11 protein-coding genes are annotated in these 16,794 nt (G+C 39.6%); 7 read left to right on the top strand and 4 right to left on the bottom strand.

Annotated elements, in window-relative coordinates; translation table 11 throughout:
* Positions 1–53: 53 nt before the first annotated feature.
* Both I6E72_RS07270 and I6E72_RS07275 read left to right on the top strand, forming a co-directional pair.
* On the top strand, positions 54–479 hold the full coding sequence (locus tag I6E72_RS07270) for an adenylyltransferase/cytidyltransferase family protein (protein ID WP_004335499.1): 426 nt from the start codon (positions 54–56) through the stop codon (positions 477–479).
* A 3-nt stretch (positions 480–482) separates the two neighbouring features.
* Positions 483–1,313: a sulfurtransferase gene (locus tag I6E72_RS07275; protein ID WP_197111644.1), complete on the top strand. Its 831-nt coding sequence runs from the start codon at positions 483–485 to the stop codon at positions 1,311–1,313.
* 259 nt (positions 1,314–1,572) lie between these two features.
* Here I6E72_RS07275 and I6E72_RS07280 read toward each other — a convergent pair whose 3' ends face one another.
* A complete protein-coding gene (locus tag I6E72_RS07280) occupies positions 1,573–1,932 on the bottom strand; it encodes a DUF5522 domain-containing protein (protein ID WP_197111646.1) in 360 nt (119 codons plus the stop codon).
* Between the two features lie 43 nt (positions 1,933–1,975).
* Between I6E72_RS07280 and I6E72_RS07285 the strand changes: the two genes are divergently transcribed.
* The gene (locus tag I6E72_RS07285) at positions 1,976–2,302 is read left to right on the top strand and encodes a hypothetical protein (protein ID WP_039488300.1); all 327 of its coding nucleotides are present in this window, start codon (positions 1,976–1,978) and stop codon (positions 2,300–2,302) included.
* A gap of 366 nt (positions 2,303–2,668) precedes the next feature.
* Here I6E72_RS07285 and I6E72_RS07290 read toward each other — a convergent pair whose 3' ends face one another.
* Complete coding sequence (locus I6E72_RS07290) at positions 2,669–3,637, bottom strand: class 1 fructose-bisphosphatase (RefSeq protein ID WP_197111648.1); 969 nt, start codon at positions 3,635–3,637, stop codon at positions 2,669–2,671.
* Positions 3,638–3,791: 154 nt separating this feature from the next.
* On the opposite strand from I6E72_RS07290, the gene I6E72_RS07295 reads away from it, so the two are divergent.
* Positions 3,792–6,221 (top strand): zinc-dependent metalloprotease, encoded by a 2,430-nt coding sequence (locus tag I6E72_RS07295; RefSeq protein WP_197111650.1) that lies wholly within the window; start codon positions 3,792–3,794, stop codon positions 6,219–6,221.
* A 109-nt stretch (positions 6,222–6,330) separates the two neighbouring features.
* On the opposite strand, the gene I6E72_RS07300 is transcribed toward I6E72_RS07295, so the two are convergent.
* Both I6E72_RS07300 and rapA read right to left on the bottom strand, forming a co-directional pair.
* On the bottom strand, positions 6,331–7,104 hold the full coding sequence (locus tag I6E72_RS07300; RefSeq protein ID WP_007581974.1) for a YggN family protein: 774 nt from the start codon (positions 7,102–7,104) through the stop codon (positions 6,331–6,333).
* Between the two features lie 335 nt (positions 7,105–7,439).
* Positions 7,440–10,334 (bottom strand): RNA polymerase-associated protein RapA, encoded by a 2,895-nt coding sequence (gene rapA / locus I6E72_RS07305; protein ID WP_024609042.1) that lies wholly within the window; start codon positions 10,332–10,334, stop codon positions 7,440–7,442.
* A gap of 305 nt (positions 10,335–10,639) precedes the next feature.
* On the opposite strand from rapA, the gene I6E72_RS07310 reads away from it, so the two are divergent.
* Genes I6E72_RS07310 through I6E72_RS07320 form a run of 3 tightly spaced genes read left to right on the top strand, consistent with a single transcriptional unit; the run spans position 10,640 to position 16,781 of the window.
* Entirely contained in the window at positions 10,640–12,037 is a 1,398-nt protein-coding gene (locus I6E72_RS07310; protein ID WP_101216016.1) for a PhoH family protein, read from the top strand.
* Between the two features lie 51 nt (positions 12,038–12,088).
* Entirely contained in the window at positions 12,089–15,898 is a 3,810-nt protein-coding gene (locus I6E72_RS07315; protein ID WP_197111652.1) for a PAS domain-containing hybrid sensor histidine kinase/response regulator, read from the top strand.
* On the top strand, positions 15,882–16,781 hold the full coding sequence (locus I6E72_RS07320) for a diguanylate cyclase (RefSeq protein WP_007581985.1): 900 nt from the start codon (positions 15,882–15,884) through the stop codon (positions 16,779–16,781). Before I6E72_RS07315 ends, I6E72_RS07320 begins: the two co-directional genes overlap by 17 nt.
* Positions 16,782–16,794 lie beyond the last annotated feature (13 nt).

Consider the following 16,794-nt stretch of genomic DNA (forward strand, 5'->3'; position numbering starts at 1 on the left):
AATCGAACTACTAAAAGGATTTATAAACTCTAAATTATAATTGGGCTTTAGAAATGAAAAAAATTGGATATACAACGGGTGTTTTTGACTTATTCCACATAGGTCATTTAAATATTCTGAAAAGAGCCAAATTAGAGTGTGATTACTTAATTGTGGGTATTACTACCGATGAGTTAAGCAAGTCAGCTAAAAATAAAGAGCCAGTGATTCCTTTTCAGGAGCGTATGGAAATAGTTGAAGCAATAAAATTTGTTGATGAAGTTGTTCCCCAGGTTAACTATGACAAAGAAGAAGCCTGGAACAACTTAAAATTTGATAAAATGTTCGTGGGTGATGATTGGAAGGGCACCGATAAGTGGAACCAAATAGAAGCTGACTTTAAAAAGTTTAATGTTGAAATATGTTATTTCTCTTATACCTCTCATACATCTAGTACAAAATTAAGAAACGTATTAGACAAAATATGTAGTGCTAAATAATTAATGAAAAACCTAATTAGCTGTCAGCAATTACACGAGCAACTTAATAATCCTGCATTAGTGATATTTGATGCAGGTATGCTGCGCCCAGGTGTTTTGGGTACTTATTCGCCTCAAGCAATGCTGCCTAGCGCTAAACGTTTTGACATAAAAAACGAATTGGCCGATAGATCAAATCCCTTACCAAGTATGGTATGCAGCGAGCAGCAGTTTACCCACGTGATGCAAAATGCAGGTGTAAATAACGACTCGTTTATAGTTGTATACGAAGATGGCGGTTTATTTAGCGCAGCAAGAGCGTGGTGGATGTTTAAAGCTATGGGGCATCACAATGTTAAAGTACTCAGTGGTGGCCTTAAAAAGTGGTTAGAGAGCGATTACGCCACACAACAAGGTTATAGCAAAGCGTCAGGTAAAGGTGATTTTACGGCAAACTATAACTCTGCGTATTTTATTAATAGCCAACAAGTGGTTGACGTAATCGATGAGCCCAGCACTGCATTGCTAGATGCACGTGCTTATAAGCGTTTTACAGGCGAAGAAAGTGAACCCCGAAAAGGCATGCGTAGCGGGCATATCCCAAATAGTCGCTCGTTGCCTTTTATGAATTTACTTAATAAAGGTGAAGCAAAACCACTTACTGAAATTAAAGCGATATTTAATGACGTGGTCGGTGATGCGCAGCAGTTACAATTTAGCTGTGGCTCAGGTATTACAGCCTGTATTTTAGCGTTATTTGCTACCGAATGTGGTTACAGTAATTTAAGCGTTTATGATGGCTCGTGGAGTGAGTGGGGCGCAAGTAACTCGCTGCCTATTACCAAACGTGAATAAGTTGAAATAGTACAGCAGCAAATTTATTGTAGGCGCTTTGCTTGCTAGCGCGCTTAATTTACACATGGTTATATTAACAATCTTTTGCGTGAGCAAGCTTCACGCCTACGTGGAGGTAATTTTAAACATTGATTACCACTGAGAACACCGAGGCGCTTTGCGCTACACAGAGGGAAATAATAATATTTGTAAGTCGCTTCTGCTTAATTTTTACTTACCTTATCTGTGGTGAAATAATACGAAAGCGCATTAAAACTTTTTACAGTTTGTATCCATAAGGGCAGTTTTTACAGCCATTTTTACAACAGGTTCCTCGCTTTAAAAAAAACCACTTACTAAATACCATGTAACCATTTTGCATGGTGTAGTCGAGCCCTTCGATTAAATTGTCGTTACCTCTAAATTGTTTTGCAAAGTCTATTTGGGTTTTAATAGGTTGTGTATAAACACCCTTTAAAAAAGTATTTATTTTATTAAGCGTGCACTTGCGGCATAAACAACTTGTTGCTGTGATATCTAGCGGTAAAATAGCCGGCAGCTCATTGCACCAACACGCTGATATATCGTCTACATTACACGTTAGAGTACTGTGGCATTTAGCGCAGTTAAGTTGAGTCATTATAATTCTTTTTAGTAACAGTGAGCCAAGAATAACAAATATTATGAATACACAAAAAGCATTAGCTGAATTTATTACATTTGGTGAGCAAAGGGACGAAGCTATATCGGTTATCGTTTCAAGCCCTGCTGATAGCAATAAAACTCATTATACTCTCTCAACCGAGGTTTTAATTGATGTGCTTAAGCGCTGTTTAAGTAACGAAATAGACTTAGATGATTTAGAGCTTTGGGCAAACGTAATTGAATCGCGAGATGACATTGATTGTGCAGAGCATGAAGGTTTTATTTATGCGCTCAGTAATAGCGAGCAAATGGGAGAGCTTAATCATCAAAAGCTTGCTCAAATAGTTGCGTTAGTAAAAGTTTGATTTGTTTAAGAAGCGAGGTATAAAACCTCAGCTACAACATACACCAACCCTGTAGGTGCGAATTTACTTCGCGCTCATGTAACATGGCTTTGGTGTTTAAAAAGTGAGGTGTAAAACCTCACCTACAATATATGCAACCCTGTAGGTGCGAATTTACTTCGCGCTCATGTAACGTGGCTTTGGTGTTTAAAAAGCGAGGTGTAAAACCTCACCTACAATATATGCAACTCTGTAGGTGCGAATTTACTTCGCGCTCATGTAACGTGGCTTTGGTGTTTAAAAAGCGAGATGTAAAACCTCACCTACAAAAAAACCGCACTTCAATTGAATGCGGTTTTTTAAATTGAAAACAATCGTTTTAAGCGATTATTTATGATATCCCAAGCACGTTTCGACTTCGTTTTTAGAACCTAAAATAACGGCTACTCGCTGGTGGATTGCATCAGGCTGAATATCCATAATACGCTCGGTACCGGTTGATGCGATACCGCCAGCTTGCTCTACTAACATAGCCATTGGATTTGCTTCGTAAAGTAGGCGTAATTTATTAGGCTTTTTGGGATCTTTAGCGTCGGTAGGGTAAGTAAATAGACCACCACGGCTAAGTACGCGATGCACATCGCCCACCATTGCTGCAATCCAGCGCATATTAAAGTTTTTAGCGCGCGGGCCTGTATCGCCTGCTAGCAAATCATCGATGTAGTTTTGCATAGCTGGTTGCCAATGGCGTTGGTTAGACGCATTAATGGCAAACTCGTTTGTATCAGCAGGAATAGTGGCAAAATCTTCAGTAAGTAAAAAGCTGCCTTGTGTTTTATCAAGGGTAAACATACGCGTGCCTTTACCTGTAGTAAGCGCCAGCATAGTTGACGGGCCGTAAAGTACATAACCTGCTGCAACTTGCTTGTGACCTGGTTGCATAAAAATGCTTTCATCAGCAGCGTCAGAGCCCTCAGGCGCTTCCATAATAGAAAATATAGTACCGACAAGCGAGTTAATATCGGTATTTGACGAGCCATCTAATGGATCAAATGCCACTATAAATTTAGCGTCTGGGTTACCTGCTACTGTGTAGTCTTCTTCTTCAGAGGCGATTGCTTTAACCGTACCTGATTCCAGTAAAATATCTTTTAACAGCTGATTAGATAATACATCGAGCTTTTTTTGAGTTTCACCTTGAATGTTCTCATCAAGGGTTGAGCCTAATACGCCAGAAAGCGCGCCTTGACCAACGCGAAACGAAATTTCTTTACATGCTGCTAAAATTGTTCGAATTAATGATAAAAGTTCTCTTGAACAACCATCTTCAAGTAATACTGGAGGGAGTCTACGCATTCTATTTTCCTGATAACGTGTTAAAACCAATCATAATGTGAGAGAGATTAGCTTAGAGCGCTGAAATTCGTCTTAAATAACTGTATTGTTTAAATAGCACCCTATAATGGGACCACCTAATCGTACTTAAAACACAAATAACAAAGATAAGATTATGAAAAAAATACCACTACTAAGTTACATATTCTTTACTGTGCTGTGCTCTATCATAACTCAAGCGCACGCAGCAATTAAGTCAATTGATGAATTTACTACGCAAATGAATCATTTTCCGGGCTATTATTCGTTTTTTTACGATACCCAAAACGCAAAAGTATATTTAAAAGTTGATAAATTTGAACAACAATTTTTACTGCAGCAAAGCTTGCCTTACGGTATAGGCTCTAACGATATAGGCCTTGATAGAGGTCAGCTGGGTAATACTCACCTTGTGCAGTTTGAGCGTTTTGGCGACAAAGTAATGCTGCGGGCTGTAAATACTTACTATCGTGCTAATACAAGTAATAAGGCTGAACAGCAAAGCATTAAAGAAGCGTTTGCATCAAGTATACTTGCTGGTTTTAAAGTAGTCGCAGAAGATAAAGCCACAGCACTTATTGATTATACGCCTTATTTATTAAGTGATGTACATGGCGTAAGCCGGACGCTTGCTGCACGTAAGCAAGGCAACTTTAGCCTTGATGAATCACGTAGCGCCGTTTATATTAATCGCTCAAAAGCATTTGTAAAAAACACCGAGCTTGAAGCCGTACTTACATTTAAAGGCACAAAACCAGGTGAATTTGTTCGCCAAGTAAGTGCCGACCCTTATGCGCTTACTGTTCATATGCATCATTCACTTATTCAATTACCAGATGATAACTACACGCCTCGTAAGTTTAATCCGCAATCAGGTTTTTGGAGTATAGAACATAAAGATTACGCAGCGCCGCTTGGTGAGTCTATGTACGTGCGTTTTATACCGCGTCATCGTCTAACTAAAAAGGACTCAAGCTTACCTATTAGTGAACCTGTTAAACCAATTGTTTATTACCTTGATCCTGGCGTTCCAGAGCCTGTAAAAAGCGCTTTGCTTGAAGGTGGAAAGTGGTGGAACGATGCATTTACTGCTGCAGGATATAAAAATGCATTTATAGTAAAAGTACTGCCAAGTAATGCCGACCCTATGGATATTCGTTACAACGTCATTCAGTGGGTACATCGCGCAACGCGAGGCTGGTCATACGGTAGTTCGGTGATCGACCCACGTACAGGTGAAATACTTAAAGGGCACGTAACACTTGGCTCATTGCGTGTTCGCCAAGATATTTTAATAGCTGAAGCACTCGCTGCTCCTTATTTAAAAGGCAATGAAGTTGCTAAAAACTTGCAAGCAATGGCGCTTGATCGTATTCGCCAATTAAGCGCGCATGAAATTGGTCACACATTAGGTATTGCTCATAACTTTGCGGCATCGGTAGGGGATAGAGCTTCTGTAATGGATTACCCACATCCGCTACTTAGTTTTAATGAACAAGGTAAGCTTGATGTAACGCGCGGGTATGCAACAGGCATGGGCGTGTGGGATACCCAAGTAATTAAATATGGTTATAGCGATTTTACTAACCAAGATGAAAGCGCAGAACTCGCTGCTATTTTAAAGGAGAACAAGGCCAAAGGCCTTGAGTTTATATCAGATAGCGACGCTCGTGCTAAAGGTGGCGCACATCCAACAGCTCATCTATGGGATAACGGCACTAATCCTTCTCAGGAGCTTTTACGAGTACTCGACGTACGTAAAAAAGCGCTTTCGCAGTTTGGTATTAATAATATTAAAACGGGCGATTCACTATCGCAATTAGAGGAAAAACTAGTTCCGCTTTATCTGTTTCACCGTTTTCAGGTTGAGGCTGCAGTGAAACTTATAGCCGGTGTTGATTACGAATACGAAACACGCAGTGACTCACCCGCAAAAGGCGCACAAGTGGTTGATAAAAAAATGCAACAAGAAGCGGTAAACGCTCTTTTTGCAACGCTTAAGCCAAGTAACTTATTACTTCCTGAATCTGTATTATCGCTAATTCCGCCAAAAGCGTATGGCGAGTCTAAGTCGCGCGAGAGCATAGTTGGACGCACAGGGTTAACGCTCGATGCAATGGCATTACCCGAGGTTGCAGTGCAGCATAGCTTGTCGCTTTTATTAAATGCACAGCGTTTAAATCGCCTAGCGCAGCAACAAGCACGTAGTAATGACTTTTATAGTTTAGATGAGTTACTTGAGGATCTATATAGCCAAGTGTTTAACGTGTCATCACCTAATACAATGACAGGTAAAATCACTCAGCGCGTGCAATTTTTAACAGCAAAAGCTATGGCTGATTTAGTAGCAAGCGATAGTGCAAGCCCTGAAGTGCAAGCGCAGTTACGTTACTACTTAGTTAAGTTGAGTGAAGACTTTAACCAGAACTCAATGCTGAGCCATACAAGTACTGGCGAGAGTGCGTTTAAGCAATATTTAGCTGAGCAAGTAAATCAGTTTTTAATTAAAGGGCAATGGCCAAACAACTTTAAAGTGCTGCCAATCCCACCGGGCTCACCAATTTAGAATAAAAAGTAGAAGCGCTTATTTTAATCAATCATTTAATCAATCATAAAGCAAAACACCGAGTATATTTATACTCGGTGTTATTTTATTTTAAAAACGAATACGTACTCTAAGACTTTATTTGCACTAAATCGTAATCGGCCATACCAGGTACTATTGCTTGTAAGCGAGATTCGGTTACATCGAGTGCATTTAAACATTCGCAATACTCAGAAGCTTTAAGCTCTAATTGATGCGCCTTTTTTTGTAGCGACTTATCAATTTCTCTTGAGATAATATCCATGCGTTGGCCCATGTCGTTAATACGATCTTCTATATTACCTTCACGCGATTTAAACGCATCTCCGAGTGATACCAAAATAGCACCTAACGATCCATGCACTGCAGAGTGAATTTGCTGGCTGATCTCTTTAGTAAAAAAATCATCTATTTGCGAAAGTGATTGAGGGGCTATAAAAAAGAAGTCATCGCCGCGCTTAAACTTATCCATTAGCGCGCGCTCTACATACTTTAGTTGTGTTTTAAGTACTTCAGGTTCTTTGTCTGACATACCTTCAACTACGTGTTCAATAGCGCTTAAACCTAAGTTAACACCATCGGTAGCCAGGTTTACTAATTCGGGGACTGTGTGGCGAATACCATTACTAAATTGTTCGAGTACTTTGCTTTCGTCATCGCTTAAATCAACCCAATAACCACGAATAAACAGTTGGTTATTGTTATTAATTTGTACACGAGTCTGGCCTTTATCTAATATGCGAATCGCATCGTCAGTAATAATTAAACCATGACGTAATTCAACATCGCATTGGGCTTGAGCAAAGACACTGCTGCTTGAGAGCGCTATGGACAACGCCAATATCGAACGAGATAGAAACGCCATAAACACCTCAAAAAGACTAAAATGGAAGGCGAGTAGGTTAACAAAAAAACAACTTTATGCAAGGGAAAATAAACCTATCAACTATCCCACACAATAGCTGTATAGAGCGCAGCTTGATTTTTTAGATACGGCTATGTTGAGAAAAATAGATAGCACAACAAAGGACTTAGTATAAAGCTAAAGAGGTAGGGTTAGCTTACATTTAAATAAGAGCACGTGGTTTTTAAAATGAAGTTTAAAAAGATACAGCTATTTAGTTAATTAAGCTTTTAATAGCTGACTCCAAATTTACTCTGGAGTCAGCTTAGAAGGCTAGCGGTTAAAAGCCAAAATCTCTAGTGTGAAACTACTATTAATCGAATTGCATCAAGTTGTAACTGCGTTTTTTCAATATACGTAGTTAGGTCGTTGCGTTGCTTATCATAGAAGGTAATTTCTTCTTGGCGAATATTCGGGTTAATTTGCTTAAGGGCAACAAGTCGCTCTTGCTCTTCACTGAGTGACGTTTGCATTTTAACAAGCGACGCTGCACGAATAACTTCAAGTTTTTCTTGTGCCATATCTTTAGCGGTAGTAATCATAGGGTGAACAGCGCTTTGTAGTGCACCTGCAAGTTTACTTGCTGTTTGGCGGCCAACGGCTGATAACTGCTGATTAAAGCCTTCAAATGCCACATTCTCACCTAAATTATTACCTGCTTTATCAAGCAATATACGAATTGGTGTAGGCGGTAAAAAGCGACCAACCTGTAATACTTTTGGTGCCATTGCTTCTGCAACAAAAATAAGCTCAACAAAAAAGGTACCAGGCGGTAACTTTTTGTTTTTAAGCAATGCAACCGATGCGCTACCAAAGTCGTCGTCACAAATCATATCCATGGTGCCTTGCACCATTGGGTGATCCCAACTAACAAAGTGCACGTCTTCTTGCGAAAGTGCCGTGTCGCGATCAAAGGTAACGGTCATACCGTCTTCTTTAAGCGATGGGAATGATGGGTTTAACATATGCTCAGTTGGCTTTAAGATAATGGTATTTTCGCCTTTATCTTCTTGGCTTACGCCAAATGTGTCGAACACGTTGATCATGTAGCTTGGTAATTCAAACTGATTATCGAGTTTTTCGATTTCAGCTACAAGTGAATCTGCAGCACCTTGACCCGATGAATGTAGCTCTAGTAAACGATCTCGTCCGCTTTCCATTTTTTTACGCAATACGGCATTTTGCTGTGCTACTTGCTCAAGTAATGGATCGAGTTCGTCTTCATCGCAGTTATGCGCAGAAATATATTCAAGTAGATCATCACGGAACTCTTTATAAAGCATTTGGCCTGTTGACGAGGTAGATTCGAATGCATCTAGACCTTCGTTGTACCAACGTAGCAATACTTCTTGAGCGGTGTTTTCAAAATATGGCACATGAATGTTCACATCTTGCGTTTGACCTATACGGTCTAATCGACCAATACGCTGCTCTAGTAAATCTGGGTTCAGTGGTAAATCAAACAACACTAAGTGATGCGAGAACTGGAAATTACGACCTTCTGAGCCAATTTCTGAACACAGTAATATTTGTGCATTATCGTACTCGTCTGCAAAAAATGCAGCAGCGCGGTCACGCTCAATAATAGACATACCTTCGTGGAATACCGACGCTTTAATTGCTTCGCGTTCACGCAGTATTTGCTCAAGGCTGATAGCTGTTTCAGCTTTAGCACATATAAGTAGTACTTTTTCGCGCTTAAGCGTTTTAAGAGTGTCGATTAACCAATCTACACGTGGGTCAAATAAACCCCAGCTTGCGCTTTCGCCTTCAAACTCTTGAAATATTTTTTCAGGAAAAAGAGCGCGGTGTGCACTTAGTTCAGGGTTTTGAATGCCGCCCATATTACCGAGAACCGACATAGCCGTTTTATACTGTTTTGGCAGTGCCATAGGGTAGGCGTGTAATTTACGACTTGGGTAGCCATCAATGCCGCTGCGGCTGTTTCGAAATAATATGCGACCCGTGCCGTGGCGATCGAGCAGCATGTTAAGTATTTCTTTACGTGCTGGTAAATCACCTTGCTGTGCTTTTTCAAGAATATCAGTAATATCGGTTTCTTTTAATAGCTCAATTAGCGTGGCTTTGGCTGTGTCGTCTAGCCCTTGCTCTTGCAGTAATTGATTTGCAGCTTCAGCAACGTCTTTATAATTTGCTTCTTCTTCTTTAAACACGTCGTAGTCGTAAAAACGATCAGGGTCGAGTAACTGCAAACGTGCAAAGTGGCTGCTGTGACCAAGTTGATCAGGCGTTGCGGTAAGTAAAATAAGGCCCGGAATATCTTGGCTAAGCTCTGCCATACGTTGATACTCTGAGCTTGGCTTGCCGTTATTTATACTTAGGTGATGGGCTTCATCTATAACTAGTAAATCCCAATCAGCAAGCGTTGCTTGTTCAAACCAGCGTTTTTTCTTGGTTAAAAATTCAAGACTGGTAAGTACTAGTTGCTCTGTATCAAACACGTTTGGAGAATCTGCAAACGCTTCGTCGCAGCGTTCTTCATCAAAAATAGAAAAATGTAAGTTAAAGCGGCGTAGCATTTCTACTAACCATTGGTGCTGTAGATTTTCTGGTACAACAATAAGTACGCGGCTCGCACGACCACTAATAATTTGTTGATGTAAAATCATGCCTGCTTCAATTGTTTTACCAAGGCCTACTTCATCTGATAAAAGTACGCGTGGTGCAAAACGTTTACCCACTTCTTGGGCAATATAAAGCTGGTGCGGAATAAGATTAGCACGCTGACCAATTAAGCCCTTAATAGGCGATTGTTCACGTTCAAATTTATGTAACCACGTTTGGTAGCGAAGTGTATAGCGATCAAAACGATCGACTTGGCCCGCAAATAAACGATCTTGTGGTTTATTAAACTTAATAAAATGATCTAAAAAGGTTTCTTTAAGTTTGGCAGTTTCGCCGTTATCAACACGGGTGCCGTGATAACACAGTAACTCACCTTGTACTTCAATAGACTCTACTTCTAATTCCCATTCTTCAACGCTTTTGATCACATCGCCAGGATTAAATGCCACACGGGTAACAGGTGCTTCTGCCGAAGAATAAACACGGCTCTCACCACTGGCAGGAAATAATATGCTGACCTGACGGCCTTCAATGGCAACAACGGTGCCTAATCCTAAATCTGACTCTGTATCACTGATCCAACGCTGACCTAAGGAAAAATTCATGTATGTCTCGTCTATGATGAAAAAGGCGGCTATGTTACCTGTAAGCTAACACCACTGCAAGGCGCTATTTGGCTGACTTTTAATTAATTTTGTAAGTGTTAATTATTACTATTAAAACAACTTGTTTATGACTCTTTTTTAGGTAAATCAAAACTAATTACAGTTTGTAATAAAACGGACTTTTATGACAAATAGACTAAACTTACATTATGCCTTGGCAATTAAGTATTGCAGGTTTAAGTTTTGCCCGTTTTACTTAGTTATTTTGGTATAGCATAAAAATCATAAAACGTAAGGAAAGTGCTATGGAAAAAGCTTCGAACCTTGAAAGTAAAATGTATGTGCTAGATACCAACGTACTACTTCACGAACCACTCGCTTATTTGTCTTTTCAAGAACATGACGTTGTAATTCCGATGACGGTGCTTGAAGAGCTTGACCATATAAAAGACAGAAAACACGACGTAAGCCGTGATGCGCGCGTCGCTATTCGTGGATTAGATGAAGTTCTTAAAAATGCAACGCCCGAACAAATGCTACAAGGCGTGGCGCTGCCGAGTAACAAAAAGGCAAAAGCGAGCTCTGCAGGTACCCTCATTATTGTAAACGACCATTTATTTGCCGACTCCATTTCTGGTTTGCCGGGTAACGAAAACGACCATCGTATTATTAATTGCGCCGTGTATTTACAAAAGCAGCACAGTGATTCAAAAGTTATATTAGTAACAAAAGACATAAACATGCGTTTAAAGGCCAAAGGCGCAGGGCTTAAATATGTTGAGGATTACCGTACCGACCAACTTATTGACGATATCAGCTTACTCACTAGTGGTTATAAAAAAATTGAAGGGGATTTTTGGGACCATGTAGGGGAATGTAATACGCAGCAACACGGACGAGATACCTTTCATCATGTGCCTAAAAACTTAATACCTGATGTATTTTGTAATGAATATTTACTTGATGGAGGGGATCAGTTTGCGGCGCGTGTTAAATCGTACGATGACGAGCACATAACGCTAAAAGATATTGGTGTTGAGCGTTTAATGCATCAACAAGCATGGGGCGTTAAGCCCAAAAATATTTATCAGGGAATGGCGCTTGATGCGCTGCTAGATACAAGTATTGAACTTGTTATTTTAACCGGCCCTGCGGGGTGTGGTAAAACCTTGTTAGCGCTTGCCAGCGCCCTTGAAATGGTCATCGAAAAAGGTATTTACGATAAAGTAATAGTTACCCGTAATACGCCAGAAATAGCAGAGTCCATTGGCTTTTTACCAGGCACTGAAGAGGAAAAAATGGCGCCATGGCTCGCAGCCATTACCGATACGCTGGAGGTATTGCACAAAGGCGACGAAAATCCGATATCAAGCCGAAACTACATTATGGAGAAGGCTAATGTTCAGTTTAAATCGGTTAACTTTATGCGTGGGCGTAGCATTCAAAATGCGGTGGTCATTTTAGATGAGAGCCAAAATTTAACGGCATCTCAACTTAAAACGATTATTACCCGCTGCGGCGAAGGTACTAAATTAATTTGTACGGGTAACTTGGCGCAAATAGATAGTAACTATTTAACGCCAGTAACATCGGGCTTAACGTACATAGTAGAGCGCTTTAAAAACTTTGAAGGCAGCGCAACTATAAACCTCAACGGTGTTGTACGTAGTCGCTTAGCGTCATTTGCAGAAGAAAATTTATAACTTGCGCTTAACAAATTGGCTCGATAGTCTATCGATTGATTTTCGAGCTAAATGGCAGGCAGTACATTGAATTTTTTACCTCTGAAGCATTATTATCGTTCATTATTTATTGCGCTTTTAGTGCCATTGATTGTCGCTTTTTTACTGTGCTTGCACTTATATAATATAAAGCTTGAGCGGGCGGTTGAAAAACGCGAAGCCGATTTTACGAATGTTTCAGCACAGGTTACTCACGGGATGGAGTCGGTGAGTAATCTACTCACCACCATGTTTAGCTTATACGAACAAACGACCTATCCAAAAGTAAACCAAAGCTTACTTGAGGGCATAAATCAATATGATGGTTACTATTACCGTCACTTTAGTGAGCAAGGCACTGAAATTGTAGGTAAGGGGGAGTTTGCGTTATCTACTAAGGCATTAGTACAGTGGCAGCAGGCTATTACATTAGGGCCTTCGTTTAATACAACGCTTGCATTAATGCAGTCGTTGTCTGGTGTAGCATATGTTGATAATAATGGCTTTGCTTATGTAAGCAGGCGTAACAAAAGCCAAAGTTTAATGCTTACTGAAATCCTAAATGGAAAATTTAAGCCAAAATTTGCACCAAACAAACTTACTTCAAGTCCTATTGTTAAAGTGAATGATAAATCGTATTTTGCTATTGGCCGACAACGAAGCACCGGCTCAGCCGATTACATTATTTTGATTTATGATGTTCAGGCAATTTCTGGGTGGTTAAAAAAGGTTTCACCGAACAGTGGTGAATACGTTTTTATGAACCAATCACATCAAGTTATCGCCAGCTCTAAACAGTTAATAGAGCAAGCAACAGCATTAAAAAATTATTGGCCTGATTTGGCCCAGCACCATAGTAAAAAAACAGTCTTAACTAGTGATAGTAATTACTTTATGCAGCCAATGGATGAGTTACCTATTCACGCAGCATTTTACGAGCACAAACCCCAACTAATAAGCCCAATTAAGTATGAAATACTATTAGAGTTTGCATTTTTAACGCTATTTTTAAGTATTATGTTTGGCGTGTTTTTTTGGTTAAGTCAGCGCATTTTTATTAAGCCAATGACTCACTTAATGTCGTACCTAGAGAGTAACGGTACACAGCAAGAAGTGCAGCTCGATTATAAAGTACCGCTGAGCTGGCAGCCTTGGTTTTCTAAAGTGAAGCGGGTATTTACTAAAAACAAACAGTTAGTAGATTCATTACAAAGTGCAAATAAAGCGCTGGACGACCAAGTTCAGCTGCAATCAGAAAAACTAAGCCGCAGTTACGAAGCAAAAGAGCGCCACTTGGCTTTGCTCAACACTATGCTAAACAGTGTGCCAGATCTTATTTATTTTAAAAATATTGATGGATCATTCTTAGGATGCAATAAAGCATTTGAGGCGTACATCGGTAAAGATCAAACTGCATTAGTCGGTAAATATGTAGATGATTTAGGTGATAACGATCAACAAATAAATGCGCTTGAAAAACAAGTATTACAAAATAGAAACAGTGTTGAACAGCGAATAGAAACCGATAAAAAAACGTATCAACTTACTATTGCACCTTTTTATAACGAGCACCAACATCTGTTGGGGACTATGGGTATTGGTCGCGATATTACCGAACAGCAACAAGCATTATTGGCCTTAAAAGCATCAGAATCTAAATTTAGAAGTGCGATTGAATTTGCGGCTAACTGCGTGGTTTTACTCTCGCTTGAGCACACAATATTACAAGTAAATAAAGCGGCAAGAAAGCAGTTTTCTGAACAGCCAGTACTGGTTGGTGAGCAGTTAAAAGCATTGTTTGACGATACTCAATGGCAGCAAATAAAAAGCACTTTAGCGCAATTGCTAGATGACAAAAAACGCGTATACCACTTAACGCTTGCTCAAGGGCGCTTAACAAGTTGGTTGCAACTGAGTGTATCGCTTGTATGGGATGAAAACCGCGACCCAGCTTATTACGTTATTCACATTCAGGATGTGAGCGCATTAACTAAATCAAAACTAGATGCCGAACGAGCAACCCTTGCTAAAAGTCGCTTTATAGCCAATTTAAGTCATGAAATACGCACTCCTCTTAATGCTGTTTTAGGGCTGCTTGATATGCTTATTGAGCAAGGATTAACGCAAAAGCAATTACAACAAACGGATCAAGCTAAGCATGCAGCACAAAGCTTGTTGCTAATGCTCAATAGAATGCTTGATTTTGCACGCATAGAAAGTTCGCAAACCGATTTAAAACAAGCATCTTTTAGTATGGTTGAGCTGGTGGATATTTGTGAAAGTTTAACGGCTCCATTGTGCGAAGGAAAAGGTATTGAATTTGTTATTGATATTGACCCGTTAATAGCGCCTGATTTGATATGCGACAGCATTCGCTTACAGCAAATATTAGGTAATTTATTAACAAATGCTGTTAAGTTTACAAAAACAGGTTCTATCACTTTAAAAATGGAACTTATTGAAAGTGATAGCCTAGAGCAACAGCATATTTGCTTTAAAGTAATTGATACGGGGATGGGCATAGATGAAGCCGATCAAAGGCGTTTATTTGACGCCTTTACGCAAGGTGATGAGTCTTCAACACGTATACATCATGGTGTTGGGTTAGGATTAGCGATTGTTAAACATGCGGTGTCATTAATGGGAGGGGAGATTGCTTTAAAGAGTAAAAAAGGCCATGGCTGTGAGTTTTACTTCAGCGTTAGCTTTTTGGTTGATACCACTAAAAATACAATGTTACCGACTAATACATTGGCTATTTTATCGGATCAAAGTAAAGAGCTTAAGCAAGTAACAAATGCTTATGCAAAGCTTGCTAATATTAATTTAGATGAAGTACTCAAATACCCAATTAAGCTCTCTAATACTCAGCAAATAATAATCGATGCGGCCGATTTACCTGCACTTTTAAATGTTGAAGCAATTAATGATTCGTTATCAGCTAAAGAAACATCGGTAATTATTATTAATCATCAGCACACACTTAATTTACCAACAAGTGAGCATTTAGCTGCGCATCACGTTAAAGCCTCTGCATTGGGACAAAGGCTATTTAGCTTGAACTCTCAGCAACAGCCTAAAGCTAGTACCAATGCCGTAATATATAATACTGCTGAAACTAAAGTTGATATATCGGGTCTACTTGTATTAGCCATTGATGATAATCAACTTAATTTAGAAATAATTAGCAGTGTATTACGCCAAGCAAACGTAAGTGTTGTTACCGCTTTAAGCGCATCTATCGGCATGGAATTATTGCAAGTTTTAAAGCCTGACTTAATATTGATGGATGTGCAAATGCCGCAAATAGATGGCTGCCAAGCTACGGCATTAATTCGTCAACAGTTTGACGCAAAGCAACTGCCTATTTTTGCTTTAACGGCTCATTGTGAACCCGCTGATATTGAACGTTCTTTAAAGTGCGGTATGAATAAGCATTTAACTAAACCGGTTGTTGCTAAGGTACTTATTGATGCAATTGCCGATTTAAACTTAGTTAAACCAAGCTTTTTTGAAAAATCATTCGCATTAACGCAGTTTAGTATGGATGAAAAGCTCCTCAATACAATGATTGATAAATTTGCTAATTTATGCGAAACCCAGCTATTGCAAATAGAAGAAACAACCAATAAGGATGATTTGGTACGCTTAGTGCATAGTATAAAAGGTGTAGCAGGTAATTTAGGCTTTAGACGATTGTCTCACTGCGCTTTATTGTGTGAAAGAACACTTAAAACAACTAACAAGCCTGTTGAAATAACACTGAAAGAGCTTATTATGCAGTTAGAACAGGTAATTGTTTTTATAAAAGGGGTAGGGGCTAGGGATGTCGAAAAGAGCTAAAGTACTTATTGTAGATGATGATCCAATCAACAGATTAGTACTTGAAAAAACACTTAAAGTAGAACACGACGTATTCTTAGTTGAAAGTGGTGAAAAAGCACTGACCTTTGTAAAAACTGCGCAAGTTGATTTAATTATCCTTGATGTGATTATGCCAGGAATTGACGGCTATGAAGTGCTTGTGCAACTTAAAGAAAATCCGATAACTCAATCGATCCCCGTTATATTTATATCAGCTAATCGTAGCCATGACGACGAAGCTAAGGGCCTAGAGCTCGGTGCTATGGATTATATCACCAAGCCATTTAGCCCTTCTATTGTGCGTGTTAGGGTTCGTAACCAATTACTTATAAAGCAAAAAAATGATCTGCTAGAAATGTTAGCCTCAATCGACGGCTTAACTGAAATCCCAAATAGACGCTACCTAGACGAAAACTTAGCTCGTGAATGGCGCCGAAGTAAACGCAGTGGAACCCCGCTATCAGTGTTACTTATGGATATAGACCACTTTAAGCGTTACAACGATTGCTACGGACATCGTGCTGGCGATGAATGTTTAAAGGATGTTGCACAAGCACTCGCAGCTCAATGTGAACGTGGTAGTGACTTTATAGCTCGTTATGGTGGTGAAGAATTTGCAGCTGTATTACCTGGAATGAATAGGCATGAGGCTATGGAGTTTGCTAACAAATTACGCAATGCTGTAAATGCTTTGAATATAGAACATAAAGGCTCATTAAATGCAGACCACATCACTATTAGTATAGGTATCGCCACCACTCAAAGTGGTAAAGTGTATGCTGAGCAAGCGTTATTAGAAGAGGCCGATTTAGGCCTATATGCCGCTAAAGATGCAGGGCGAGATAGAATAGTTGCACTCTAAAAACTTAATATAC

It is taken from the genome of Pseudoalteromonas sp. NSLLW24 (genome assembly GCF_015864725.1).
In the GTDB taxonomy this organism is placed as follows: domain Bacteria; phylum Pseudomonadota; class Gammaproteobacteria; order Enterobacterales; family Alteromonadaceae; genus Pseudoalteromonas; species Pseudoalteromonas arctica.